Origin of the sequence: Stenotrophomonas sp. 22385, from assembly GCF_052045085.1 — a bacterium.
Taxonomy (GTDB): domain Bacteria; phylum Pseudomonadota; class Gammaproteobacteria; order Xanthomonadales; family Xanthomonadaceae; genus Stenotrophomonas.
In genome coordinates, this window is record NZ_JBQEOG010000005.1 from 188,138 (window position 1) to 210,215 (window position 22,078).

General features: G+C 66.6%; 22 protein-coding genes. 10 read left to right on the forward strand and 12 right to left on the reverse strand.

The annotated features are described in order from the left end of the window. Positions 1-79: 79 nt before the first annotated feature. The 11 genes from ACTJI4_RS10805 to asnS form a co-directional block, all read right to left on the reverse strand. Entirely contained in the window at positions 80-619 is a 540-nt protein-coding gene (locus tag ACTJI4_RS10805) for a DUF2939 domain-containing protein (RefSeq protein WP_440869343.1), read from the reverse strand. A 5-nt stretch (positions 620-624) separates the two neighbouring features. Beyond that, positions 625-1,311, reverse strand: a complete 687-nt coding sequence (locus ACTJI4_RS10810; protein ID WP_392921623.1) for a DUF2461 domain-containing protein — start codon at positions 1,309-1,311, stop codon at positions 625-627. Then, a complete protein-coding gene (sbcB, locus tag ACTJI4_RS10815) occupies positions 1,308-2,747 on the reverse strand; it encodes an exodeoxyribonuclease I (protein ID WP_440869344.1) in 1,440 nt (479 codons plus the stop codon). Before sbcB ends, ACTJI4_RS10810 begins: the two co-directional genes overlap by 4 nt. Continuing rightward, positions 2,747-4,114 (reverse strand): FAD-dependent oxidoreductase, encoded by a 1,368-nt coding sequence (locus tag ACTJI4_RS10820; protein WP_392921629.1) that lies wholly within the window; start codon positions 4,112-4,114, stop codon positions 2,747-2,749. The genes sbcB and ACTJI4_RS10820 overlap by 1 nt, the downstream gene beginning before the upstream one ends. A gap of 32 nt (positions 4,115-4,146) precedes the next feature. Next, positions 4,147-5,424 (reverse strand): kynureninase, encoded by a 1,278-nt coding sequence (gene kynU, locus ACTJI4_RS10825; RefSeq protein ID WP_440869345.1) that lies wholly within the window; start codon positions 5,422-5,424, stop codon positions 4,147-4,149. Between the two features lie 165 nt (positions 5,425-5,589). After that, positions 5,590-6,102 carry a 3-hydroxyanthranilate 3,4-dioxygenase gene (locus ACTJI4_RS10830; protein WP_392921635.1) on the reverse strand — a complete coding sequence of 171 codons (513 nt, stop codon included), beginning with the start codon at positions 6,100-6,102 and terminating at the stop codon, positions 5,590-5,592. Between the two features lie 25 nt (positions 6,103-6,127). Further along, positions 6,128-6,790, reverse strand: a complete 663-nt coding sequence (gene can, locus ACTJI4_RS10835; protein ID WP_068852892.1) for a carbonate dehydratase — start codon at positions 6,788-6,790, stop codon at positions 6,128-6,130. Then, positions 6,787-7,419, reverse strand: a complete 633-nt coding sequence (locus ACTJI4_RS10840; RefSeq protein ID WP_392921639.1) for an FMN-binding negative transcriptional regulator — start codon at positions 7,417-7,419, stop codon at positions 6,787-6,789. Before ACTJI4_RS10840 ends, can begins: the two co-directional genes overlap by 4 nt. Before the next feature lie 7 nt (positions 7,420-7,426). Then, the gene (locus ACTJI4_RS10845) at positions 7,427-7,741 is read right to left on the reverse strand and encodes a hypothetical protein (protein ID WP_440869346.1); all 315 of its coding nucleotides are present in this window, start codon (positions 7,739-7,741) and stop codon (positions 7,427-7,429) included. Then, positions 7,738-8,043 (reverse strand): hypothetical protein, encoded by a 306-nt coding sequence (locus ACTJI4_RS10850; RefSeq protein WP_093532547.1) that lies wholly within the window; start codon positions 8,041-8,043, stop codon positions 7,738-7,740. The genes ACTJI4_RS10845 and ACTJI4_RS10850 overlap by 4 nt, the downstream gene beginning before the upstream one ends. A gap of 22 nt (positions 8,044-8,065) precedes the next feature. Continuing rightward, the gene (asnS, locus tag ACTJI4_RS10855) at positions 8,066-9,460 is read right to left on the reverse strand and encodes an asparagine--tRNA ligase (RefSeq protein WP_392921647.1); all 1,395 of its coding nucleotides are present in this window, start codon (positions 9,458-9,460) and stop codon (positions 8,066-8,068) included. 129 nt (positions 9,461-9,589) lie between these two features. Between asnS and ACTJI4_RS10860 the strand changes: the two genes are divergently transcribed. The 6 genes from ACTJI4_RS10860 to zipA all read left to right on the forward strand — a co-directional run bounded on the left by ACTJI4_RS10860 (position 9,590) and on the right by zipA (position 15,929). Beyond that, positions 9,590-9,928 (forward strand): HesB/IscA family protein, encoded by a 339-nt coding sequence (locus tag ACTJI4_RS10860; RefSeq protein WP_392921650.1) that lies wholly within the window; start codon positions 9,590-9,592, stop codon positions 9,926-9,928. 155 nt (positions 9,929-10,083) lie between these two features. Beyond that, positions 10,084-10,521, forward strand: coding sequence for a 30S ribosomal protein S6 (gene rpsF / locus ACTJI4_RS10865; RefSeq protein WP_068852876.1), 438 nt, complete (start codon positions 10,084-10,086; stop codon positions 10,519-10,521). An 11-nt stretch (positions 10,522-10,532) separates the two neighbouring features. Beyond that, positions 10,533-10,763 (forward strand): 30S ribosomal protein S18, encoded by a 231-nt coding sequence (rpsR, locus tag ACTJI4_RS10870; protein WP_002804494.1) that lies wholly within the window; start codon positions 10,533-10,535, stop codon positions 10,761-10,763. A gap of 151 nt (positions 10,764-10,914) precedes the next feature. Continuing rightward, entirely contained in the window at positions 10,915-11,364 is a 450-nt protein-coding gene (rplI, locus tag ACTJI4_RS10875) for a 50S ribosomal protein L9 (protein WP_392921654.1), read from the forward strand. Between the two features lie 283 nt (positions 11,365-11,647). Further along, positions 11,648-15,151 (forward strand): chromosome segregation protein SMC, encoded by a 3,504-nt coding sequence (gene smc / locus ACTJI4_RS10880; RefSeq protein ID WP_440869347.1) that lies wholly within the window; start codon positions 11,648-11,650, stop codon positions 15,149-15,151. A 43-nt stretch (positions 15,152-15,194) separates the two neighbouring features. Continuing rightward, complete coding sequence (zipA, locus tag ACTJI4_RS10885; RefSeq protein WP_440869348.1) at positions 15,195-15,929, forward strand: cell division protein ZipA; 735 nt, start codon at positions 15,195-15,197, stop codon at positions 15,927-15,929. Between the two features lie 39 nt (positions 15,930-15,968). On the opposite strand, the gene ACTJI4_RS10890 is transcribed toward zipA, so the two are convergent. Further along, a complete protein-coding gene (locus ACTJI4_RS10890; protein ID WP_440869349.1) occupies positions 15,969-17,090 on the reverse strand; it encodes a pyridoxal phosphate-dependent aminotransferase in 1,122 nt (373 codons plus the stop codon). Between the two features lie 199 nt (positions 17,091-17,289). Between ACTJI4_RS10890 and ligA the strand changes: the two genes are divergently transcribed. From ligA to ACTJI4_RS10910, 4 genes are all read left to right on the forward strand, one after another. Next, positions 17,290-19,752 (forward strand): NAD-dependent DNA ligase LigA, encoded by a 2,463-nt coding sequence (gene ligA, locus ACTJI4_RS10895; protein ID WP_440869350.1) that lies wholly within the window; start codon positions 17,290-17,292, stop codon positions 19,750-19,752. 36 nt (positions 19,753-19,788) lie between these two features. Continuing rightward, positions 19,789-20,274 (forward strand): GNAT family N-acetyltransferase, encoded by a 486-nt coding sequence (locus tag ACTJI4_RS10900; RefSeq protein ID WP_392921668.1) that lies wholly within the window; start codon positions 19,789-19,791, stop codon positions 20,272-20,274. Further along, on the forward strand, positions 20,271-21,215 hold the full coding sequence (gene epmA, locus ACTJI4_RS10905; protein ID WP_440869351.1) for an EF-P lysine aminoacylase EpmA: 945 nt from the start codon (positions 20,271-20,273) through the stop codon (positions 21,213-21,215). Before ACTJI4_RS10900 ends, epmA begins: the two co-directional genes overlap by 4 nt. A gap of 141 nt (positions 21,216-21,356) precedes the next feature. Further along, the gene (locus ACTJI4_RS10910) at positions 21,357-22,073 is read left to right on the forward strand and encodes a DUF3011 domain-containing protein (RefSeq protein ID WP_440869427.1); all 717 of its coding nucleotides are present in this window, start codon (positions 21,357-21,359) and stop codon (positions 22,071-22,073) included. The last annotated feature ends 5 nt before the right edge of the window (positions 22,074-22,078 follow it).

Consider the following 22,078-nt stretch of genomic DNA (forward strand, 5'->3'; position numbering starts at 1 on the left):
CGGGATGCCACGTCGTTGGCCGCGACATCACGGTCGGGCGGATACATGGGTAGGTCACGACCGTTGGTCGTGACACCGATCAATCGAGCGGCAGCTCGATATTCACCAATTTCCAGCGAAACCCCTGCCGCTGCAGCACGAACACCACCGGCGCGCCCTGTGCCGTGTGCGTGGTGGCGGTGAATCGTGACGTGGACTCGAACCGGTGCGTGGCCCCCTGCAGCGGCCGCGCCGCACGCGGGGCTGCATACGCGTCATTGCTCTCGAGGTCGTTGCTGGCCCGCTTCCACAGCGTATGGCCTTCCATCAACGCACCGATCCCGGCCGGCGTGACCATCGCATCCACTGCCGTGCCGCTGAGCTTCTGCCCGGCGGTCAGCAGCAGCGCCCCGACCAGGTTGGACTGCACGTCCGGCCCGGCGCGGCGCACCACGTAGTCATCCAGCTGTGCGCGCAGGTTCGCGCGCAGCATCGGAAAGTCGACATACCGGTCCAGCTGGGAGGTATCGCGCTGCTCGATCGCCCCGGCCAGCCCACGCAGGGTCAAATACGGCCCGCTGACCAGCCAGCCCGCCAGCAGCACCACGACCAGCCCCAGCAGCAGAAGCAGCTTCTTCATCGCGCTCAAAACTCCAGATCCAATGCCGCACACAGATAATCCACAAACGGCCCCAACGCCACCAGATCCTTTGCCAGCGTCTGCCGCAGCTTCGGCCCGGTCATGGTGGCATCATCCAGCGAGCGCCAGAACACCCAGTTGCGATGCTTCAGGTCATCAATGAATTCGAAATCCGGCTCGAACCCACGCGGTGCCCGCACCAGCTTTTCGCTTTCCTCGAAATCGAACTTCTTCCGCAGCGCCGGCGCATGCGCGGCTGCCTTCCATGCGCCGGGGTTGTCCACGATGAAATGGCGCACCTTGCGCTGGGTGGCCGGCTCGGGATGCCACAGGCCCGCGCCGACGAAGCTCTCGCCTGGCTGCAGGTGGATGTAGAACGAGGGCGCCGGCACCTGCCTGCGCCGTTCATGGAACAGCCGCGCGCCCTGCCAGGTCTTGTACGGCGACTTGTCGTTGGAAAAGCGCGCATCACGGTAGATGCGGAACAGCGAGCCACCTACGCCGCGCGGGTCGGCGCGGAAGTGCCCGCTCACCGCCGCCAGGTCCGGCTGCAGGTCGCTGATCAGCTGCAGGAACGGCTGGCGGACGTGCTGCTCGTACTTGGGCTTGTGCTCGTTGAACCAGGTCTTGTCGTTGTTGCGCGCGAGCCCGCGCAGGAAGGTGAAGCTGGCGGGGGTGAAATAAGTGCTCACAGGCTCTGCTCCAGGTCGGTGCCCCAGTCGCGCAGGTGCTGCAACAGGGCGAGTTTGGCCGGGTCGGCGGCATGTTCCACCGCCAAGGCGTCCAACTGCGCGCGGAAGTCGGGCAGCGTCTGCTCGCCCAGCCCGGCCTCGCCGAGCAGGCGCCGCCGCCGGTACTCGTTCCAGCGTCCGCGCTCGCCGGCATCCAGCGTCTGCGGGTGGTTGCGTGCGCGGTAGCGGAACAGCAGCTCCGGCATGCGCGGGTCTTTCAACCGCTCGGCGAAACCGGCCAGCTCGGCCGGCGGACTGGTGCGCAGGCGGGTCATCAGGGCCTTGTCGCCGTCGGCCAGGAAGCCGTCGTACAGCGAAGCATCCACATCACTGACCGTGGCCACGCGCTCGCCGCCGTACACCTGCCGCACCTTCTCGACCAGCGCCGGGCCGGCCTCGCGCACGCGCGCGGCATTGGCGTCTACCATCGCCACGTCGATGCCCATCCGGGCATGGTCGGCCGGGCGCAGGTGGTTCCAGGCCACCAGCGCCGGTACCTTGTTCAGATGCACTTCCTTGAGCGGTACGCGCTGTTCGCCCTCGGCCAGGTCGGCGGCGCGCGTGTACAGGCGTGCGGCCAGCGTTTCGGCCGGCAGGGCCAGCACCCCATCGATGTCACCTTCCAGGTCCAACGCGATCACCCGGTTGTTGATATGCGGGTGGCGCGCGATCGGCATCACCGGCGCGGCGCACATGCGCTGGGCCGGGTACCGCATGGAGATGTGCAGCACCGGTTGCAGGGCGTCCACGTCGAGCAGGCTGCCGACGAAGCGCTTGTCGCGCAGCTTCAGGGCGTAGTCCCACAGCCGTGGCTGGGCCTGCTTGAACAGGCGTGCCATGCCGATGGTGGCGTACACGTCGGACAGCGCCTCGTGCGCGTCGCCCTGGCGCACGTCATTGGCCAGCGCCAGGTGCTCCAGCTTGAACGACGTGGCGCCGTCTTCGCGCTGCGGCCAGGCGATGCCGTCCGGGCGCAGCGCGTGCACCAGCCGCAGCATGTCCAGCAGGTCCCAGCGCGAGTTGCCGTTGCGCCACTCGCGTTCGTAGGGATCGAAGAAATTGCGGAACAGGCCGTGGCGGACGAACTCGTCGTCGAAGCGCAGCGTGTTGTAGCCCAGCGTGCAGGTGCCCGGGCGCGCCATCAGGTCATTGATCCGTGCGAACGCCTCGGCCTCGCTCACGCCTTCGGCCAGCGCATGCTGCGGGGTGATGCCGGTGATCAATGTGGCGATCGGCGAGGGCAGCAGGTCGTCGGCCGGCTTGACGTAGAAGCTCACCGGTTCATCGACCGTGTTGAGATCGGCATCGGTGCGGATCGCGGCGAACTGCGCCACGCGGGTGCGGCGTGGATCCTGGCCGAACGTTTCCAGATCATAGAACAGGAAGCTGTCGGCCATCAGTGCGCGCCCTCCAGCACGGTCAGCTGGGCATGGATCACGCGCTCCAGCGCGTCCCAGTCAATATGTTCCAGGCTGTCGTGGCCGGCGGTGGCCTGTTCCAGGATGCGCCGCTGCAGTTCGGTGCGTTCCAGGGCCACCGCGTACGGCGTGTGCAGGAAAGTGACCATGGTGTAGTGCGGTACGAACCGGGTTGGCCAACGCGCCTGCAACTGCTGCTCAAGCTCGCGCTGCAGCAGGAAGGCCGGGTCGGCCACGCGATCGCGCATTTCCAGGTAGTTTTCCAGTGCCATCTGCTGGATTGCTTCGGCGTTGGGCTTGCGCTCGGCTTCGAACGCGGAGAACGCCCGGGCCAGCGAATCCTGCTCCAGCAGGTGCCGGGCCAATGCCACGCAGTCTTCGAACGCACAGTTCATGCCCTGCCCGTGGAAAGGCACCATGGCGTGGGCTGCATCGCCAAGCAGTACCGCGCGGCCCTGCAGGTGCCATTGGCGCAGGTGCAGGGTGCCGAGCAGGCCGGGTGGGTGCTCCTCCCAATCGCGGCGCAGGTTCGGGATCAACGCCAGCGCATCGGGGAAATCGCGCGCGAACAGCGCCTCGGCCTCGGCACCGCTGGTGGTGGTGGCGAAACTCGGATTGCCTTCGTTGGGCAGAAACAGCGTGACAGTGAAGGTGCCTTCGTCATTGGGCAGCGCGATGCACATGTAATTGCCACGCGGCCAGATGTGCAGGGCGTTGGCCTCGATCCGGAAGCCGCCGTCAGCGGTCGGCGGAATTTCCAGTTCCTTGTACGAGTGGTCGAGGAACTCGGTGCGCTCGTCCAGCGGATGCTTGCGGTTCATCGCTGCACGCAGCGCCGAGCCGGCACCGTCGGCCCCGATCAGGGTGTCGAAACGGATATCGTGCGGATGGTCGTCGCGGTCGTCGATGAAGCGCGCGTAGCCCGCATCGAAATCCACCGTATGCAGCCGGCGGTGGAAGTGCACCTGCGCGCCCGCATCTTCGGCCAGCTGCAGCAGGGTGGTGTTGAGGTCCTTGCGGTGGATCGACCAGATCACTTCGCTGTCGTCGCGGCCATAGCGCTGCAGCTGCGGTTCGCCCTGGCGCGGGTGCACCATGCGCCCGCGCATCATGACCGCCTTGGCCATCACCGCGTCTTCAACCCCGGCCTGGCGCAGCGCATTGCGGCCGCGCTCGGCCAGGGCGAGGTTGATCGATCGGCCGGATTCGTAGTCGCTGATGCGGGGATCGCCGCGGCGTTCGTACAGGGTGATCCGCCAACCCTGGCGGGACAGCAGGATGGCCAGCAGGGAGCCGGCCAGGCCTGCGCCGATGATGCTCAGGGAGCGATGGGGGGTAGCGATCAAGGCGGTTCCGCGCAGGAGGGGGGGAGGGCGGCTTACAGGCCGGCCCAGGATTCCACTTCCTCGACGAAGTGGTGCAGGTCAAGGTAGCGGTTGTACAACGGGGTCGGCGAGATCCGGATCACATCGGGTTCGCGCCAGTCGCCCAGTACGCCCACGGTCTGCAGGTATTCAAACAGGTTGCGACCGCGCTCGCGACCCGCGACCACGCGCAGCGACAGCTGGCAGCCACGGCGTTCCGGTTCGCTGGGGGTAAGCACCTCAAGCACGCCGGGAAGGCGTGCCCGCACCAGCGCATCGAGCAGCCCGGTGAGCTGCAGCGACTTGTCGCGAAGAGCCTGGATGCCGCCGGCCTTGTCGATCACGTCAAGCGCGGCCCGCAGCGGGGCCAGGCCCAGCACGGGCGGGTTGCTGAGCTGCCAGCCTTCGGCGCCCACCGTCGGTACGAACTGCGGGGCCATCTTGAACCGGGTGGCTTCCTCGTGGCCCCACCAGCCGGCGAACCGCGGCAGGCGGGTGTCGCGGTGGTGGCGTTCGTGCACGAAGCAGCCGGCCACGGCACCGGGGCCGCTGTTGAGGTACTTGTAGTGGCACCACACGGCGAAGTCGGGGGCGATGTCGTGCAGCTGTAGCGGCACGTTGCCGACCGAGTGGGCCAGGTCGAAGCCGACCCGGGCGCCCTGCAGGCGGGCCATGCGGGTGATCGCGTCCAGGTCGAACACCTGGCCGCTGCGGTACTGCACACCCGGCCACAGCACCAGCGCCAGGCGCTTGCCGTGTTGGGTGATGGCGCGCTCGATGGCCCGCAGCGAGATCGTGCCGTTGGGCTCATCCGGCTGGACTTCGACCAGGTCGGTGGCCGGGTCGAAGCCGTGGAAGCGGATCTGGGATTCCACCGCGTGGCGGTCGGTCGGAAAGGCGCCGGCCTCCATCAGGATCACCGGGCGTTCGGCCGTGGGCCGGTAGAAGCTGACCATCATCAGGTGCAGGTTCACGCTCAGCGTGTTCATCGCGACCACTTCACTGGGCAGGGCGCCTACCACCTGGGCCAGCTGCCGGTTCACCAGCCGGTGGTAGCCCAGCCACTGGGTTTCGCCGGTGAAGTGGCCTTCCACGGCCAGCGCGCCCCATTTGTCCATGACCTCCTGCACCGCCGCCTTGGCCGCGCGCGGCTGCAGGCCCAGCGAGTTGCCGACGAAATAGGTCTGGTCGCGGTGGTTGTGCTGGGGGAACACGAATTCAGCGCGCAGCGCACGCAGCGGGTCGGCGGCGTCCAGGGCGGTGGCATGGGTGCGGCTGAGGAGCTCGGACATTGGGCGATAGATGTTGTCTGTGAAAACACAGTTTATCTATCTGCTTGGCCTATGGGATGAATCCGACATGGGGAGCGAAAACGACATGCTGGAACGTCATATGCCCGGTCTTTCCCTCACCCGTGGAGCCAGGCTTGCCTGGCTGCCGTTCGCGCAGGGGGCGGCTCAGGTCGCCGGCAACGGATCCACGTGCCCGCACGCGGCGCACGTACGCAACTCGAGCGAGGCCTGGTACTCGGCAAATACCTTCGGCAGGTCGGTCTCGATGTTCTCGAGGGTGAAAAACACCTCGTACAGTTTGTGGTTGCAGCGCTCACAGAACCACATCACACCGTCGCGTTCGTGAGCCAGCCGCTTGCGCTCCACCACCAGGCCAATGCCGCCGGGCGGGCGGCGTGGGGAATGCGGCACCTTGCCGGGCAGCAGGAATATCTCGCCGGCGCGGATCGGGATGTCCCGCACCGCGCCGTCTTCCTGCACCTTCAGCAGCATTTCGCCTTCAAGCTGGTAGAACCACTCCGGGCCTTCGTCGTAATGGAAATCGGTGCGGCTGTTCGGCCCGCCCACCACCATGATGATGAAGTCACCGTTCTCGATCATCTTGTTGCCCACCGGCGGCTTGAGCAGGTGGCGGTTTTCTTCGATCCAGCCCAGCAGGTTGATGGGGGGCGCGAGCATGGGAATGGGCTTCCTGCAGGAAAGGTCAGTCGCGCCGGCCGTGGCGCGGAACGTAGGAGAGAGCCTTCTCATAGGCCGGCTGCAGCTCTTCGGGACTGCCCACGTCGATACCCATCTCGCGCACCCGGCCGTCCTTCAGACTGTAGACCCAGCCGTGCACCATCAGCTTCTGGCCGCGTGCCCAGGCATCCTGCACGATGGTCGAGCGGCAGGCGTTGACCACCTGCTCGATCACGTTCAGTTCGCACAACCGCGCGTGCTTCAGCTCCGGCTCTTCGATCGCGTCCATGATGGCCGCATGCTTCTGCGCCACATCGCCCACATGACGCAGCCAGTTGTCGGCCAGGCCCACGCGGGTGTTGTTGAGGCTGGCATGCACGCCGCCGCAGCCGTAGTGGCCCACGATCAGGATGTGCTTCACCTTCAGCTGGTCCACCGCGTACTGGATCACGCTCAGGCAGTTCAGGTCGGTGTGCACCACCACGTTGGCCACATTGCGGTGCACGAACACCTCGCCCGGGGCCATGCCGATGATCTGGTTGGCCGGCACGCGCGAATCGGAACAGCCGATCCACAGGTATTCCGGATGCTGCTGCTTGGCCAGCTGGTGGAAGAACTCGGGGTCTTCCTTCTCGATCCGGTCGGCCCAGTCGCGGTTGTTCTGCAGCAGCTTGTGGATGTCTTTCATGGGTGCGGTACCTCTAGTTTCAGGCGCATCCACTGCGCCAGCTCATGCGAAGGAGGAGAATCGAGTGCCGACAGCGCGTCGATCACGCTGCGCTGGTTGGCCTGGGGATGGTTCTGGCTCAGTTTGAGCTTGATCTGCACCTGCTGGGCGCGGAAGCGGAAGCCGACGATGCCGGCCAGCATCCGTCGCTGGCGCGGCTCGATCGGCAGCAGGTCCCAGTCACCGCCAACCTGCGCTTCGTAGGTGGCGCTGAGCCGGTCCAGCATGTCGATCAGGACGTCCGGATCGGTCACCGGTTCCAGCGTGCCGCGCAGTTCTGCGGCCGCGTAGTTCCAGGTCGGCACTCGGGCCTGGGCCTCCTTGTCCGGGTACCAGCCCGGCGACACATAGCCGTGCGGGCCGTGCACCAGTAACAGCGCTGGTCCGGCGTGGCCGGCCTGCGGATTGGGCCGGGCCCAGTGCCCTTCTATCAGGATGTCCTGGCCATCGCGCCGATACACCACCGGCAGCAGAGTGACCTGCGGCAGGCCGTCGCTGCCGGTGGTGACCACGGTGACGAACGCATCGCGTTCCAGCAGGCGGTCCAGCCAGGCCAGGTCGGTCTCAACGAAGTCGGCCGGGATGAACATGGTCAGCTCAGGCGCGCGCGCCGAGGCTGATCACCATGTGGCCGCGCAGCGCGTCGTCGCTGTCGGCCTGCGGCGGGCTGACTTCGTGCAGGCTGAAGCCGCGGATCAGCGCGTCTTCCTCGTCCAGGCCGTCAAAGGCCACGAACTCGGCGTCGAACAGCTGCGAACGGGCGGTGTCTTCACTGTCGTAGCTCAGCGTATTGCCGTCGCTGTCGAGCACTTCGGCGGTGCCGCCCGGGCGGACCCGCAGGCGTGCCCAGATCAGGGTGTTGCCCAGGCTGGCGAGGAACCACTGGTCGTGGGGGGCGGTGATGTCAGTCATGTGAGTACCATCGAAAGCAGCCAGAGCAGGGCGGCCATGCCCAGTCCGGCCAGCAGGGTGAGCAGCGACAGCCAGGCCGGCGTGGCCAGCCCCGACAGCGAACGGTCGGGGGTATCGCGGTAATCACGGCCGAGCAGCCAGCGCAGTGCGTCCGGGCGCAGGAATGCGCCACTGCCGAAGCGGTCGGCCAGGGCAGGGTGGCGGTCGCGGATATGCACCAGCGTCAGCGGCCAGAAAATCACGAAGGCACTGAACCCGGCGATCGCCACGCCGACGAAGCACAGCGCGAAGAACAGGGTCATGGGCGTGCCTCCGTGGAAAGGATCAGAACTCGGCGCTGCCCGGTGCGCGCGGGTAGGGGATCGCATCGCGGATGTTCCCCAGCCCGCACACGTACACCACCAGGCGCTCGAAGCCCAGGCCGAAACCGGCATGCGGCACCGACCCGTAGCGGCGGAAATCGCGGTACCAGCCGTAGTGGGCCGGGTCCAGGCCGAACTGCGCCATGCGCGCATCAAGCACATCCAGGCGCTCTTCGCGCTGGCTGCCGCCGATGATCTCGCCGATGCCCGGGGCCAGCACGTCCATCGCGGCCACGGTCTTGCCGTCGTCGTTCAGGCGCATGTAGAAGGCCTTGATGTGCTCGGGGTAGTTGGTCACCACCACCGGGCGACCGATGTGTTCCTCGGTCAGCCAGCGCTCGTGTTCGGTCTGCAGGTCCAGGCCCCATTCGACCGGGAAGTCGAACTTCCTGCCGGAGTTCTGCAGCAGCTTCACCGCTTCGCTGTAGTCGATCTGCTCGAACGGCGCGTTGATGAAGTCTTCCAGCTTCTGGATCGCGTTCTTGTCCACGCGCTCGGCCAGGAAGGCGAGGTCGTCGCCGCGCTCGTCGAGCACCGCGCGGAACAGATACTTCAGGAACTGCTCGGCCAGGCGCGCGTCTTCGGCCAGGTCGGCGAAGGCGATTTCCGGCTCGATCATCCAGAACTCCGCCAGGTGGCGGGTGGTGTTGGAGTTCTCGGCGCGGAAGGTCGGGCCGAAGGTGTACACCTTGCTCAGTGCCAGGCAGTAGGCCTCGACATTGAGCTGGCCGGACACGGTCAGGAAAGTTTCCTTGCCGAAGAAGTCGCGGCTGAAATCGACCTCGCCCTGCGCGGTCCGCGGCAGGTTCACCATGTCCAGCGTGGAGACGCGGAACATCTGCCCGGCGCCCTCGGCGTCGGAGGTGGTGATGATCGGGGTGCTGATCCAGTTGAATCCGTTCTGGTGGAAGAACCGGTGGACCGCCTGGGCCAGGCAGTTGCGGATGCGGGTCACCGCGCCGAACAGGTTGGTGCGCGGGCGCAGGTGGGCCACTTCGCGCAGGAACTCGGCGCTCATCGGTTTGGGCTGGATCGGGTAGGTCAGCGGGTCTTCGACCAGGCCGACGATCTCAATGTCGCTGGCCTGGATCTCGAACGACTGGCCCTTGCCCTGGGATTTGACCAGGGTGCCGCGGGCGATGACCGAGCAGCCCGGGGTCAGCGCCTTCACCTGGTCAAAATTGCCCAGCGTGTCATTGGCCACCACCTGGATGGGGGCGAAGCAGGAGCCATCGGTGACATTGACGAAGGCAAGCGCCGCAGACCCGCGCACCGTACGTACCCAGCCCCGTACTGTTGCCTCGCCGCCTTCCGGGATCTTCCCGGCAAGCGCATGTTCAACGCTGACCACCGTCATGACTTGAATCCTCTATTGATCGACTCGATCTCTGAACGAGGAGTTTAACGGTTGCAGCGTTCTGCTTGCGAGGCATTTCTGGCTGGACCGTGGACCTATAATGTGCCCCATCTGCTGGAGTCGTCCGTCATGGCTGTCACCCTTACCCCTGTTGCCTTCACCCGTGTCCAGAAATTCGTGGCCCAGACCCCGGGTGCCCTGGGCCTGCGCTTTGGCGTGACCCGCACCGGCTGCTCGGGCTGGGGCCACATCACCGACCTGGCACGCGACGAGCGCCCGGGTGACACCATCTTCAAGCAGGATGGGGTGAGCATCTACGTGGATGCCGACAGCCTGGCGCTGGTCGATGGCACCGAGATCGACTTCGGCAAGCAGGGCCTGAGCGAAACCTTCACGTTCAGGAACCCGAACGCCACCGCCGAATGCGGCTGCGGCGAGAGCTTCACCACCGAGGCCGACAAGGCCTGAATCCGGCCCCGGGCGCCGCCCGGCTTGCCCGGAACACTTTCTGCTGCGATAATGCGCGGCTTCCTGCCTGATTCCTGGCAGGACCCTTGCTCCACCGCGTTCACCTGCGGGGGGCTGTCCGGCCCGGAAGGGCCACATCCGAAAGGTAAATACACATGAGTCGTCATTACGAAGTCGTGTTCATGGTCCACCCGGACCAGAGCGAGCAGGTTCCGGCCATGATCGAGCGCTACAAGGCGCTGGTCGAGAACGGCAACGGCACCATCCACCGTCTGGAAGACTGGGGCCGTCGTCAGTTGGCCTACCCGATCCAGAACCTGGTGAAGGCCCACTACGTCATGCTCAACATCGAAGTTGACCAGGCCGTGCTGAGCGAACTGACCGAGAGCTTCCGCTTCAACGATGCCGTGCTGCGCAACCTGGTCATCGTGCGCCCGGGCGCCGATACCGAGCAGTCGCTGATCATGAAGAGCAAGGACGAGAAGGGCGACAAGCCCGAGCGTGGTGAGCGTCGTCGTCGTGATGACGAAGAAGGCGAAACCACCCCCGCCGCTGACAACGATGCCGGCGACGACGCCGCTTCGGCCGCCTAAGGAGCACTGCCATGTCCAAGTTCTTCCGTCGCCGCAAGTTCTGCAAGTTCACGGCTGAAGGTGTCAAGGAGATCGATTACAAGGATCTCAACACCCTGCGCCAGTACCTCACCGAGAACGGCAAGATCGTGCCGAGCCGCGTGACCGGTACCAAGTCGAAGTACCAGCGCCAGCTCGCAACGGCCGTCAAGCGCGCCCGTTTCCTGGCCCTGATTCCGTACACCGACAACCACGACGTCTGATGGAAGCCGGCGACCCCGGTCGCCGCTTTCGTAGTCCCCACCGCCCGCGCCGTCTGGCAGCGGGCGGTTCCGGGTCTACCGTTCGGATATTCGGACAGCCAAACGCTGCGGGGCCTGCCTCGCTAACGAATACACATATTGGAGCTGCACCATGAAGCTGATTCTTATCCAGAAGGTCACCAACCTCGGCGGTCTGGGCGACATCGTTGATGTGAAGCCGGGCTACGGCCGCAACTTCCTCGTCCCGAAGGGCAAGGCCCTGCCGGCTACCGCCGCCAACGTTGCCGAGCTGGAAGAGAAGCGCGCCGAGTACCAGGCCAAGGCCGACTCGATCCTGGCCGACGCCGAAGCCCGCAAGGCTGCGCTGGAAGGCAAGAGCGTGACCGTTGCCGCCAATGCTTCGACCGAAGGCAAGCTGTTCGGTTCGGTTGGCCCGCGCGACATCGCCGAAGCCTTCACCAAGGCCGGCCTGCCGCTGGAAAAGAGCGAAGTCATCCTGGGCGAAGGCGCCTTCCGCAACGTGGGCGAGTACGAGGTGGTCATCCACCTGCACGCCGATGTCGAAACCACCGTCAAGGTGGTGGTGGAAGCCGAAGCCTGATCCCTCCCGCAAGGCTGGAATCGCTGAAACGGGCGCCCGCGAGGGTGCCCGTTTTTGTTTTGGGGTGCGCTCAGAGCAGCGTTTCAATTTTCCCGTGCCGGGAAGGCCGGCGGGCAGCCCCCTTCGGGACACGCCCACCCCGACCCGCTGACCGACAGCCTGCGGGCCCAAGGCTCCTGCTCCTGCTCTGGCATCGGCTTTGGCCCCAAAGCCTCTAACCGCCCGCAAAACACCCGCGCCGTTATACTCGGCCCATCGCGACTGTCCTAAAGCCAACCACGCCATGCGTCTGTCCACGATCAAGTTGTCCGGCTTCAAGTCCTTCGTAGACCCGACCACCCTGCATCTGCCCACCAACATGACCGGCGTGGTCGGGCCCAACGGCTGTGGCAAGTCCAACATCATCGATGCCGTGCGCTGGGTCATGGGCGAGAGCTCGGCCAGCCGCCTGCGCGGCGATTCGCTCACCGACGTGATCTTCTCCGGCTCGTCGGCGCGCAAGCCGGTCTCGCAAGCGACCGTCGAACTGATCTTCGACAACACCGACCACACCATCAGTGGTGAGTACGCCTCGTTCAACGAAATCTCGGTCAAGCGCACCGTCAGCCGCGACGGCAGCAGCAACTATTACCTCAACGGCACCAAGTGCCGCCGCCGCGACATCACCGACCTGTTCCTTGGCACCGGCCTGGGCCCACGCAGCTACTCCATCATCGAACAGGGCATGATCAGCCAGATCATCGAAGCCCGCCCCGAAGACCTGCGCGTGTACCTCGAAGAAGCCGCCGGCATCTCCAAGTACAAGGAGCGCCGCAAGGAAACCGAAACCCGCATTCGCCACACCCGCGAGAATCTGGACCGCCTCAACGACCTGCGCGAAGAAATCGGCAAGCAACTCGAACACCTCAAGCGCCAGGCGCGCCAGGCTGAGCAGTACCAGACCCTGCAGGAAGAGCGCCGGGTCAAGGACGCCGAGTGGAAGGCACTCGAATTCCGTAACCTCGACACCCGCCTCGGGGGGCTGCGCGAAGCGCTGTCCCATGAAGAAACCCGCCTGCAGCAGATCATTGCCGAACAGCGTGACGCCGAAGCCCGCATCGAAACCAGCCGCGTGCGCCGCGAAGAGGCTGCCGACGCCCTGAGTACCGCCCAGGCCGAGGTCTACCAGGTCGGCAGCACCCTGGCCCGGTTGGAACAGCAGATCCAGCACCAGCGCGAAATGTCGCAGCGGCTGCACAAGGCCCGCGATGAAACCCAGCAGGCGCTGGCCGAACTCGGCCAGCACATCAGCGGCGACGAAGCCCGGCTGATGGTCCTGCGCGAGGCAGTCGAGCTGGCCGAGCCGCAGCTGGAACAGCTGCAGGAAGAGAACGAAGCCAAGCAGGAAGCCCTACGCGATGCCGAGGCCCGGCTGGCCGACTGGCAGGCGCGCTGGGAAGCGCATACCCGCACCACCTCCGAGGCCTCGCGTGCCGGTGAAGTCGAGCGCACCCGCGTCGACTATCTCGACCGCCAGGTGCTCGAAGCCGATCGACGCCGCGAAGCCCTCACCGCTGAGCGCACCGGCCTGGACCTGGATGCGCTGGCACAGGTGTTTGAAGAGCTGCAGCTCCAGCACGAAACCCAGAAGGCGTCGCTGGACGGCCTCACCGAGCAGGTGGAAGCGCGCAAGGAAGCCGTGGCCGGCCTGCAGGACCGCCAGCGTGCCGGTCAGACCGAGCTGGCGGAGATCCGCAAGCAGGCCCAGGCCGCGCGCGGCCGCTTGTCCTCCCTGGAAACCCTGCAGCAGGCCGCGCTCGGCCAGGAGCAGGGCGCGGCAGTGGCCTGGCTCAAACAGCATGGGCTGGATTCTGGCGCGCGCGTGGGTGAACGCCTCACGGTCGAGAGCGGTTGGGAAAACGCCGTGGAAAGCGCGCTCGGCCAGCTGATCGAGGGCGTGCTGGTCGATGCTCCCGAACAGCTGGTAGCTGCGTTGGCCGAACTCGGTGACGGTCGCATTGCCCTGGTAGCCGCCGATCAGCGTCCGCTGCAGGTCGTCCCGACCTCGCTGGCGGCCAAGGTAGAGGGTCCCACTGCGATCCGGCGCCTACTGGCCCGACTGCACGCCGCCGAGGACCTGGAACAGGCGCGGGCTCTGCTGCCCTCGCTGGGCGAAGGCGATTCGGTGATTACCCGTGGCGGCGAGCGCCTGGGCGAAGGCTGGGTGCGCGTGTCGCGCTCGGGCGCGGCCAAGCAGGGCGCGCTGCTGCGCGAACGCGAGATCGTCAGCCTGCGTGAACAGATCGATACCCTGCAGGAGCGTGAAGCCGAGCTGGAAAGCCGCCTTGCCGGGTTCCGTGACCAGTTGCTGGCCGGTGAACAGCAGCGCGAAGACGCCCAGCGCCAGTTGTACGTGGCCCACCGCAGCGTCTCCGAACTGGGTGGCCAGCTGCAGAGTCAGCAGGGCAAGGTCGAAGCCGCCCGCAACCGCATCGACCGCATCGAGGGCGAACTTTCGCAGCTGCTGGAGAACCTGGATGCCAGTCGCGAGCAGGTGCGCGAAGCACGGGCGCGCCTGGACGACGTGGTCAACAGCATGGGCGACCTCGAATCGGTCCGCCAGGCGCTGGAAAACGAACGGCGCCAGCTCGGCGAAGCCCGCGACCGCGCACGCGAAGCGGCGCGCAGCGTGCGCGAGAGTTCGCACTCGCTCGCCTTGACTCTCGAATCGCAGCGTACCCAGGTGGCCTCCCTGAGCCAGGCCCTGGAGCGCATGAGCACCCAGCGTGGCCAGCTCGACTCGCGCCTGGGGGAACTGCATTCGCAGCTCGACGACGGCGATTCGCCCGTGCAGGCGCTGCAAGCCGAGCACCAGAACGCACTGGGCGAGCGCGTGCGCGCCGACCGCGTGCTTGGCGAAGCGCGCGCCCTGCTGGAAGGCATCGACGCCGAACTACGCACCTTCGAACAGACCCGCCACCAGCGTGACGAACAGGCCCTTGCCCAGCGCGAGCGTATTTCGCAGCGCAAACTCGACCAGCAGGCGCTGGTGCTCAGTGCCGAGCAGCTCACCGCGTCGGTTGAAAAGGCCGGTTTCGTGCTGCAGGACGTGATCAACACCCTGCCCGAAGACGCCCGTGTCAGCGACTGGGAACAGGCCGTTCATCAGATCGACGGCCGCATGCGCCGGCTGGAGCCGGTCAACCTGGCCGCCATCCAGGAATACGGCGAGGCCTCGCAGCGCTCGGAGTATCTCGATGCGCAGAACACCGACCTGACCACCGCGCTGGAAACCCTCGAAGACGCCATCCGCAAGATCGACCGCGAAACGCGCGGCCGCTTCAAGGACACCTTCGACCGGGTCAATGCCGGTGTCCAGCAGCTGTATCCGCGCCTGTTCGGCGGTGGCCATGCCTACCTGGAACTGACCGGTGAAGACCTTCTCGACACGGGTGTGACCATCATGGCGCGCCCGCCTGGCAAGCGGGTGTCCAGTATCTCGCTGCTGTCCGGTGGCGAGAAGGCGATGACTGCGGTGGCGCTGGTGTTTGCGATCTTCCAGCTCAACCCGGCGCCGTTCTGCCTGCTGGACGAAGTGGACGCGCCATTGGATGAAGCCAACGTGGGCCGCCTGGCCAACATGGTCAAGGAAATGAGCGAGAAGGTGCAGTTCCTGTTCGTGAGCCACAACAAGGCCACGATGGAAGCGGCGCACCAGCTCTCGGGCGTGACCATGCGCGAACCGGGCGTCAGCCGCCTGGTCAGCGTGGACCTTGAAGAGGCGGCACGATTGGCGGGCGCGGCCTGACGTGCCATGCTTACCTGAACGTATTTAGCTGGAGACCCCTAGAATGTCCGACATGGCAATGCTCCGCATCGGCATCCTGGCCGCCGGCCTGCTGCTGATCGCTGCGATCTTCCTGTTTGGCCGCCCGCGGAAAAAATCGCAGGGCCGCCGCCTGGAAGGCGCCGAAGGTAATGCAGGCCAGCGCCGCGAACCGCTGCTGGGCGAACAGCAGGCCGGCGCTGCCGGCAGCGGGTTCACCGACGAAGATGCCGTGACCCAGGCCGAGCTGGGCCTGCCCGAGGTGGATGCCAGTCCGGCCAGCGACCTGGGCAAGCGCGCCACCCAGGATTTCGACAAGATTGTGTCGCTGTTCGTGGCGGCCCGCGCCGGCGAGATGCTGCGCGGCGAAGACATCGTGGTGGCCGCCGAAAAGACCGGCCTGGTGTTCGGTCACATGAACGTGTTCCACCGGCTGGTGGAAGGCCATCCCGAACGTGGCCCGATCTTCTCCATGGCCAGCATCATGAAGCCGGGCAGCTTCGACATGGCCACCATCCGGGAGATGCAAACCCCGGCCATTGCCTTTTTCCTGACCCTGCCAGCGCCGATGACCGCGTTGGATGCCTGGGAAAAGATGCTGCCGACGGTAGAGCGCATGGGCGAACTGCTCGATGCCGTCGTTCTCGACGACAGCAAGGCGAGCCTCGGCCGCCAGCGCATCGCGCACATCCGTGACGAGCTGCGTGCCTACGACCGCCAGCACCAGGCCCCGCCGCTGACCAAAGCCCCGCGCTGGTAACCGGCGCGGGGAAACGTCGGGGCCCACCCAACCGTCACGTCACCCGTTCAATCCAACTACCGCTGCGAATGCTTCGCGGAACGCGGCCATCTCCGCTTCGGTGCCCACGCTGACGCGCACTACCTGCGGCCAGATCGGCCAGCTGCGGCCGATGATGACGCCACGTTCGGCCATCGCCTTGGTGAACGCCGCGCCATCGCGCTGTACATCGACCATGAAGCAGTTCGCCTCTGTCGGCAGGCAGCGGAAACCGCGCTTTTCCAACCACTGCACCGTGGCCTGCCGCACCCGGGTGTTCTGCTCGCGCCGCTGCTCGACCAGGCCCGGCGCACGCAGGCTCGCCAGCCCTGCCGCCAGGGCCGTCACCGGCAGCGGGTTGTCGCCCAGGCTGGCCAGTTCGCGCAGCCGGTCCGGATGGGCGGCGGCCACGCCCAGGCGCAACCCGGCCATGCCGTACAGCTTGGAAAACGTGCGCAGCACGACCACATCATCGCGCTGCATCACCTGCGCGATCACCGAGCGCTGCGTGCTGAACTGCAGGTAGGCCTCATCCACCAGCAGGCGTGTCTGCGCCGGCTTGTTTGCGAGCAGCCAGGCAATGTCGGCGGCCGGGGTGATCGAACCGGTGGGGTTGTTGGGGTTGCACAGGTACAGCAGCCCGGCGTTGACCCGCCTGGCCGCATCGACCATCGCCCGCACATCGTGCGCACCGTCGGCACGCAGCGGCACCTTCACCACCGTGGCACCGCGCGCAGCGGCAAGGTCACCGAGGCTTTCGAAGGTCGGGTCGGCCATAACCAGCCCGGCGCTGGCCGATGTCCAGACCACGGCGGCACGGTTCAGCGGTTCGCTGGAGCCGGGGAACAGCCGCACGCGATCCGTGGCCAGGCCTTCCTGCTGCGCGAACGCATCGCGCAGCTCGCCCGCCAGCGCGAACAGGTAGCGCCCGCTGTCGGCCACGATGGCGCGGGCAGCAGCCTGCGCGGCAGGCGCCGGACCGTACGGGCTTTCGTTGAAGTTGAGCAGTACCGGACCGACCGCAGCCGCGCGGGCGGGCAGCACGGGGCGCGCGTCTGCCGGGCCAAGGCCAAGGCCGGACACGGCCAGGCCGGTACCAGCCAGCTGCAGGAAGGAACGGCGGGACGAGACGGTCGATGACATCACGGGAACACCGAAGGCGGGACAATTCCGGCACGCTAGCGCCAGCGCTCCGGGTCGGCAAGCCAATCCGGCGGTAGATCGTCGGATCCGGACGCGGCGCTTACGCAGGAACGTGCCTGCCGACGCCTCCAGCACCGCGCCGGTGGTGGTCGCCGACGGCAGCACCTAGAATTCACAGCCCTTCCAGGATGCCTGTCGCATGAGCCCCAGTCCCGCCCAACGTGCCGAGATCCTGCGTCGCCAGATCGAGGAGGCCGGCAAGGCTTACTACGATCGCGATGAGCAGCTGATTCCGGACGCCGAGTACGACCGCCTGGTGCGCGATCTGGAAGCCCTGGAACAGGCCCACCCGGAGCTGGTCGATGCCGGGTCGCCCACCCAGCGGGTAGGGGGCAGGGCGGCCTCGCGCTTTGCCGAGGTGCGCCACGCGGTGCCGATGCTGTCGCTGGGCAACGCCTTCAGCGACGAGGAAGTACAGGATTTCGTGCGCCGTATCGGCGAGCGCCTGCGCCGACACACCCTGCGCTTCTCGGCCGAGCCCAAGCTCGACGGCCTGGCCATCAGCCTGCGCTACGAAGGCGGCCGGTTCGTGCAGGGCGCCACCCGCGGCGACGGCACAACCGGTGAGGACGTCAGCGCGAACCTGCGTCAGATCAAGGTGATCCCGCACACGCTGCAGGGCAGTGGCTGGCCGCAGGTGCTGGAGGTGCGCGGCGAGGTCTACATGGCCCGTGCCGATTTCGAAGCCTACAACGCCGAGGCGCGCCTGCACGAAGGCAAGGTGCTGGCCAATCCCCGCAATGCTGCAGCCGGCTCGCTGCGCCAGCTTGATCCGAAGATGAGTGCGCGCCGCAAGCTCAGCTTCTACGCTTACGGCACGGGTGAGGTTCAGGGCGGCGAGCTGCCACCGACCCATTCGGCCACGCTGGCCCAGCTCAAGGCGTGGGGTTTTCCGGTCAGCGATCTGTGCCAGGTGGTGGAGGGCAGTGACGGCCTGCTGGCCTATTACCGTGACATCGGGCAGCGTCGGGATGGCCTGGCGTTCGATATCGACGGCGTGGTCTACAAGCTCGATGATCGTGCCGGCCAGGAACAGATGGGCTTCGTAGCGCGCGCCCCGCGCTGGGCCATCGCGCACAAGTTCCCTGCACAGGAACAGACCACCACGGTCGAAGCCATCGAAATCCAGATCGGCCGTACCGGCGCGGCCACACCGGTAGCGCGCCTGCACCCTGTCGCCGTGGCCGGGGTGATCGTCTCCAATGCCACGCTGCACAACGCCGACCAGATCGCACGGCTGGACGTGCGGGTGGGCGACACGGTGATCGTACGTCGCGCCGGTGATGTGATTCCCGAAGTAGTGAGCGTCATCGCCGACCGTCGCCCGACCGGCACCTCGCCATGGCGCATGCCGACGCGGTGCCCGGTGTGCGGCTCGGAGATCGTGCGCGAGGAAGGCGCAGCGGCATGGCGCTGCTCGGGCGAGCTGAGCTGCCCGGCGCAACGCAAGGAAGCCATCGCGCACTTCGCTTCGCGGCGTGCGATGGACATCGATGGACTGGGGGGCAAGTACATTGAAACCCTGGTCGATGCAGGCATCGTGCGTGGCGTGGCCGACCTGTACCGGATCACGCGCGACCAGCTGCTGCAGCTGAAACTGGTGCTGGATGCTGAATCTCCGCAGGCATTGGCCAACCAGATCGGCTTGCACCTGCCGCCCGACGGCAGTGGTCAGTACCTGCGTGATGTGCTGGCACTGGACGCATCCGATGAGCGCTGGCGTGCCCGTGCCCTGGCGCTGGAAGCAACCTTCAACTGGAACACGAAGAAAATCGCCACCCGCTGGGCCGACAACCTGGTCGCCGCGATCGATGCCAGCCGCACCACTACGCTGGAACGGCTTCTTTTCGCGCTGGGCATCGAACACGTGGGCGAAAGCACCGCCAAGGCGCTGGCCACCTGGTTCGGTGACCTGGAGCTGATCCGGCACCTGCCTTGGCCGCTGTTCAAGCGCGTCCCGGATATCGGCGGCGAGGTGGCCCGTTCGCTCGGCCATTTCTTCGAACAACCGGGCAACCAGGAAGCGATCGACGCCCTGCTGCAGGTCGGCCAGGTGCGCATCAGCGATGCCCACCCGCCCAGCGCCAAGCTGCGCGATGGGCTGGATTTCGCACAGCTGCTGGTCGAGGCGGAAATTCCCGGAATCACGCGCCTGCGCGCGGAGAAACTGGCGGCCATGCTGCCCGATGCCGCCAGCGTTCTGGATGCCGAACCGGTGCAGTTGGTCGCGGCCGGTCTGCCCAATGAAGTGGCACTGGGCGTGGCCGACTGGCTTGACCGCGAAGGGCATGGGCCGATGCTGCTCAAGGCCGACGCGTATCGGCGCACCTTGCTGGAGCGCGCCCCGGAAGCGACCGGCCAAAGCGAAGGGCCGCTTGAGGGGCAGACCGTGGTGCTCACCGGAACGCTGGCCCAGATGACCCGAGACGAAGCCAAGGAGCGCCTGGAAGCGCTTGGCGCCAAAGTGGCCGGCAGCGTCTCGAAGAAGACCTCGTTCGTGGTCGCCGGCACCGAAGCGGGCTCCAAACTCACCAAGGCCACCGAACTGGGCATCGATGTCTGGGACGAAGACCGCCTGGTCGCCTATCTCGCCGCGCATTGACACAGCCGGTAGCGCAACACCACGGATCACATCACCATGCAGACGACCCCCCTCGATTTCCGCCTCGCCACCGTCGCCGACACCGAACTGGTGGTCGGCCTGATGCGCGAGTTCTACGCCGAAGACCAGCTGGACTTCGACGAAGCGCGCGTGCGCCGCGCGCTGGCCGCCCTGCTGGAAGATCCGCGCAACGGCGAAGTGCTGCTGTGGTTGTCCGAAACCGGTGAAGTGGTGGGCCACGCCGCGCTGGCCATGGGCTTCAGCCTCGAGCAGGGCGGTCATTTCGCGCTGCTGGACGAGCTGTACCTCAGCCACGCCGCACGTGGCCGCGGCCTGGGCAAGCAGGCGTTGGCCATCCTCGAACAGCGTGCCAACGCGCGCGGGGTGGAGCGCATGCGGCTGGAGGTGAACCACCACAACGAGCTGGCGCGCCGGCTGTACCTGGCCACCGGCTATGTCGATGACACCCGCAGCCTGCTCACCCTGCAGCTGGCCGACCGCCTGCGGGACGCGCGCGCGTGATCGCCGCGCTGCGCCAGCGTGCGGCACTCAACGCGCTGATCCGCGCCTTCTTTGCCGAACGCAACGTGCTGGAAGTGGAAACGCCGATCCTCTCGGAGGCCGGCAACACAGAGCCCAACATCGACAGTTTCCACACCCGCTTCAGCGGCCATGTCGATGCAGGCAGCGCGCAGCGGTGGCTGCGTACCTCGCCGGAGTACCCGCTCAAGCGGCTGCTCGCCGCCGGCGTGGGCGACTGCTACGAACTGGGCCGGGTATTCCGCAACGGTGAAGCGGGCGGCCGCCACAACCCCGAGTTCACCATGCTGGAGTGGTATCGGGTGGGTTGGGACCACCACCGTCTGATCGACGAAACGGCGGCGCTGGTGCGTGCAGCGCTCGCACAGGTCGGGCGCGACGCGACACTGCGGGTGCTCGATTATCGCAGCCTGTACCGGACGCACGTGGGACTGGATCCGTTCGAGGCCAGCCTGGAAGCGCTGCAGGCGCCGCTGGCGGGGGTACGCATCGATGCCGGCGGACTGACCCGTGATGACTGGCTGGATCTGCTGATGACGCACGTCATCCAGCCCGCCTTTGGTGACGACCAGATGACGGTGGTGCACGACTGGCCAGCCAGCCAGGCCGCGTTGGCGCGCGTGCGACCGGGCACGCCCGCGCTTGCCGAACGCTTCGAGCTGTACCTGGGCGCGGTCGAGTTGGCCAACGGCTATCACGAGCTGAACGATGCGGGCGAGCAACGCGCCCGCTTCCTGCGCGACCACGCAGTGCGGCAGGCACGTGGCGCCGTATTGCCGCCGCTGGATGAGCGCCTGCTCGACGCATTGCCCACGCTTCCCGATTGTGCGGGTGTTGCGGTAGGCGTGGATCGCCTGCTGATGGCGATGAACCGCACCGGGCGGATTGCGGAGGTGCTCGCGTTTGATTTCGCCCACGCCTGACGGCAGTGAAGTCACCCTGAAAGTGTCTTGCGCGGGTGGCGTGATGATGCTCTGATCACACCCGATGTCGGATGGTGGCGACGTGATCGTTCAGTGGCGGCGGGTATGGAGTTGATGAATCGGGTGGAAGCTGCTGCACCAATGCCGTGCGCGTCCAAGTGGCGGCTGCCGGCGTGGGGGCTGGTGCTGATTGCTTCGTGCCTTCCGCTGTCCGCATGGGCCGAAACGGGCTACGCGGGGCAGGTGGTGCGCTGCCAGTCACGCGACATGGAATGGGTGCATTGCGACATGCCGGTGGCCAACGGGGTCGACCTCGTCCGCCAATTGTCCGACAACAGCTGCGTCCGCGGTTCAGAATGGGGCACCGATCGCACCGGCGTGTGGGTCACCCTCGGCTGCCGGGCCGAGTTCCGCAGCCGTGGCGCCCCCGGTGCCGGTACGGGGGGCGAGCGCAAGGTGCGCCGGGTATTGCGTTGCGAATCCAATGGTCGCCCGCAGAGCTGCCCGGTGATGCTGCAGGGCGCGCCGGTGCGGCTGCTGCGCCAGCTGTCGGCGATGCCGTGCCGGGAAGGCCACAGTTGGGGCGTCAAGCGCAACGAGGTGTGGGTTACCCGGGGCTGCCAGGGCGATTTCGAAGTGGGCGCGGCCGATGGCAGCGGTTTCCTTGATGTACCGCGCAGTCTGGTCTGTGAATCCAAGTCGCGCCAGCGCCGCTTCTGCGGTGCAGGCATCAGCAAGAGTGCCAGGCTGGTAAAGCAGCTGTCTGGCAGTCCCTGCGAGGAAGGTCGCGATTGGGGCTGGGATGCCCGCGGGGTCTGGGTCGACAACGGCTGCCGCGCCGAATTCCATGTGAATTGAGCGCC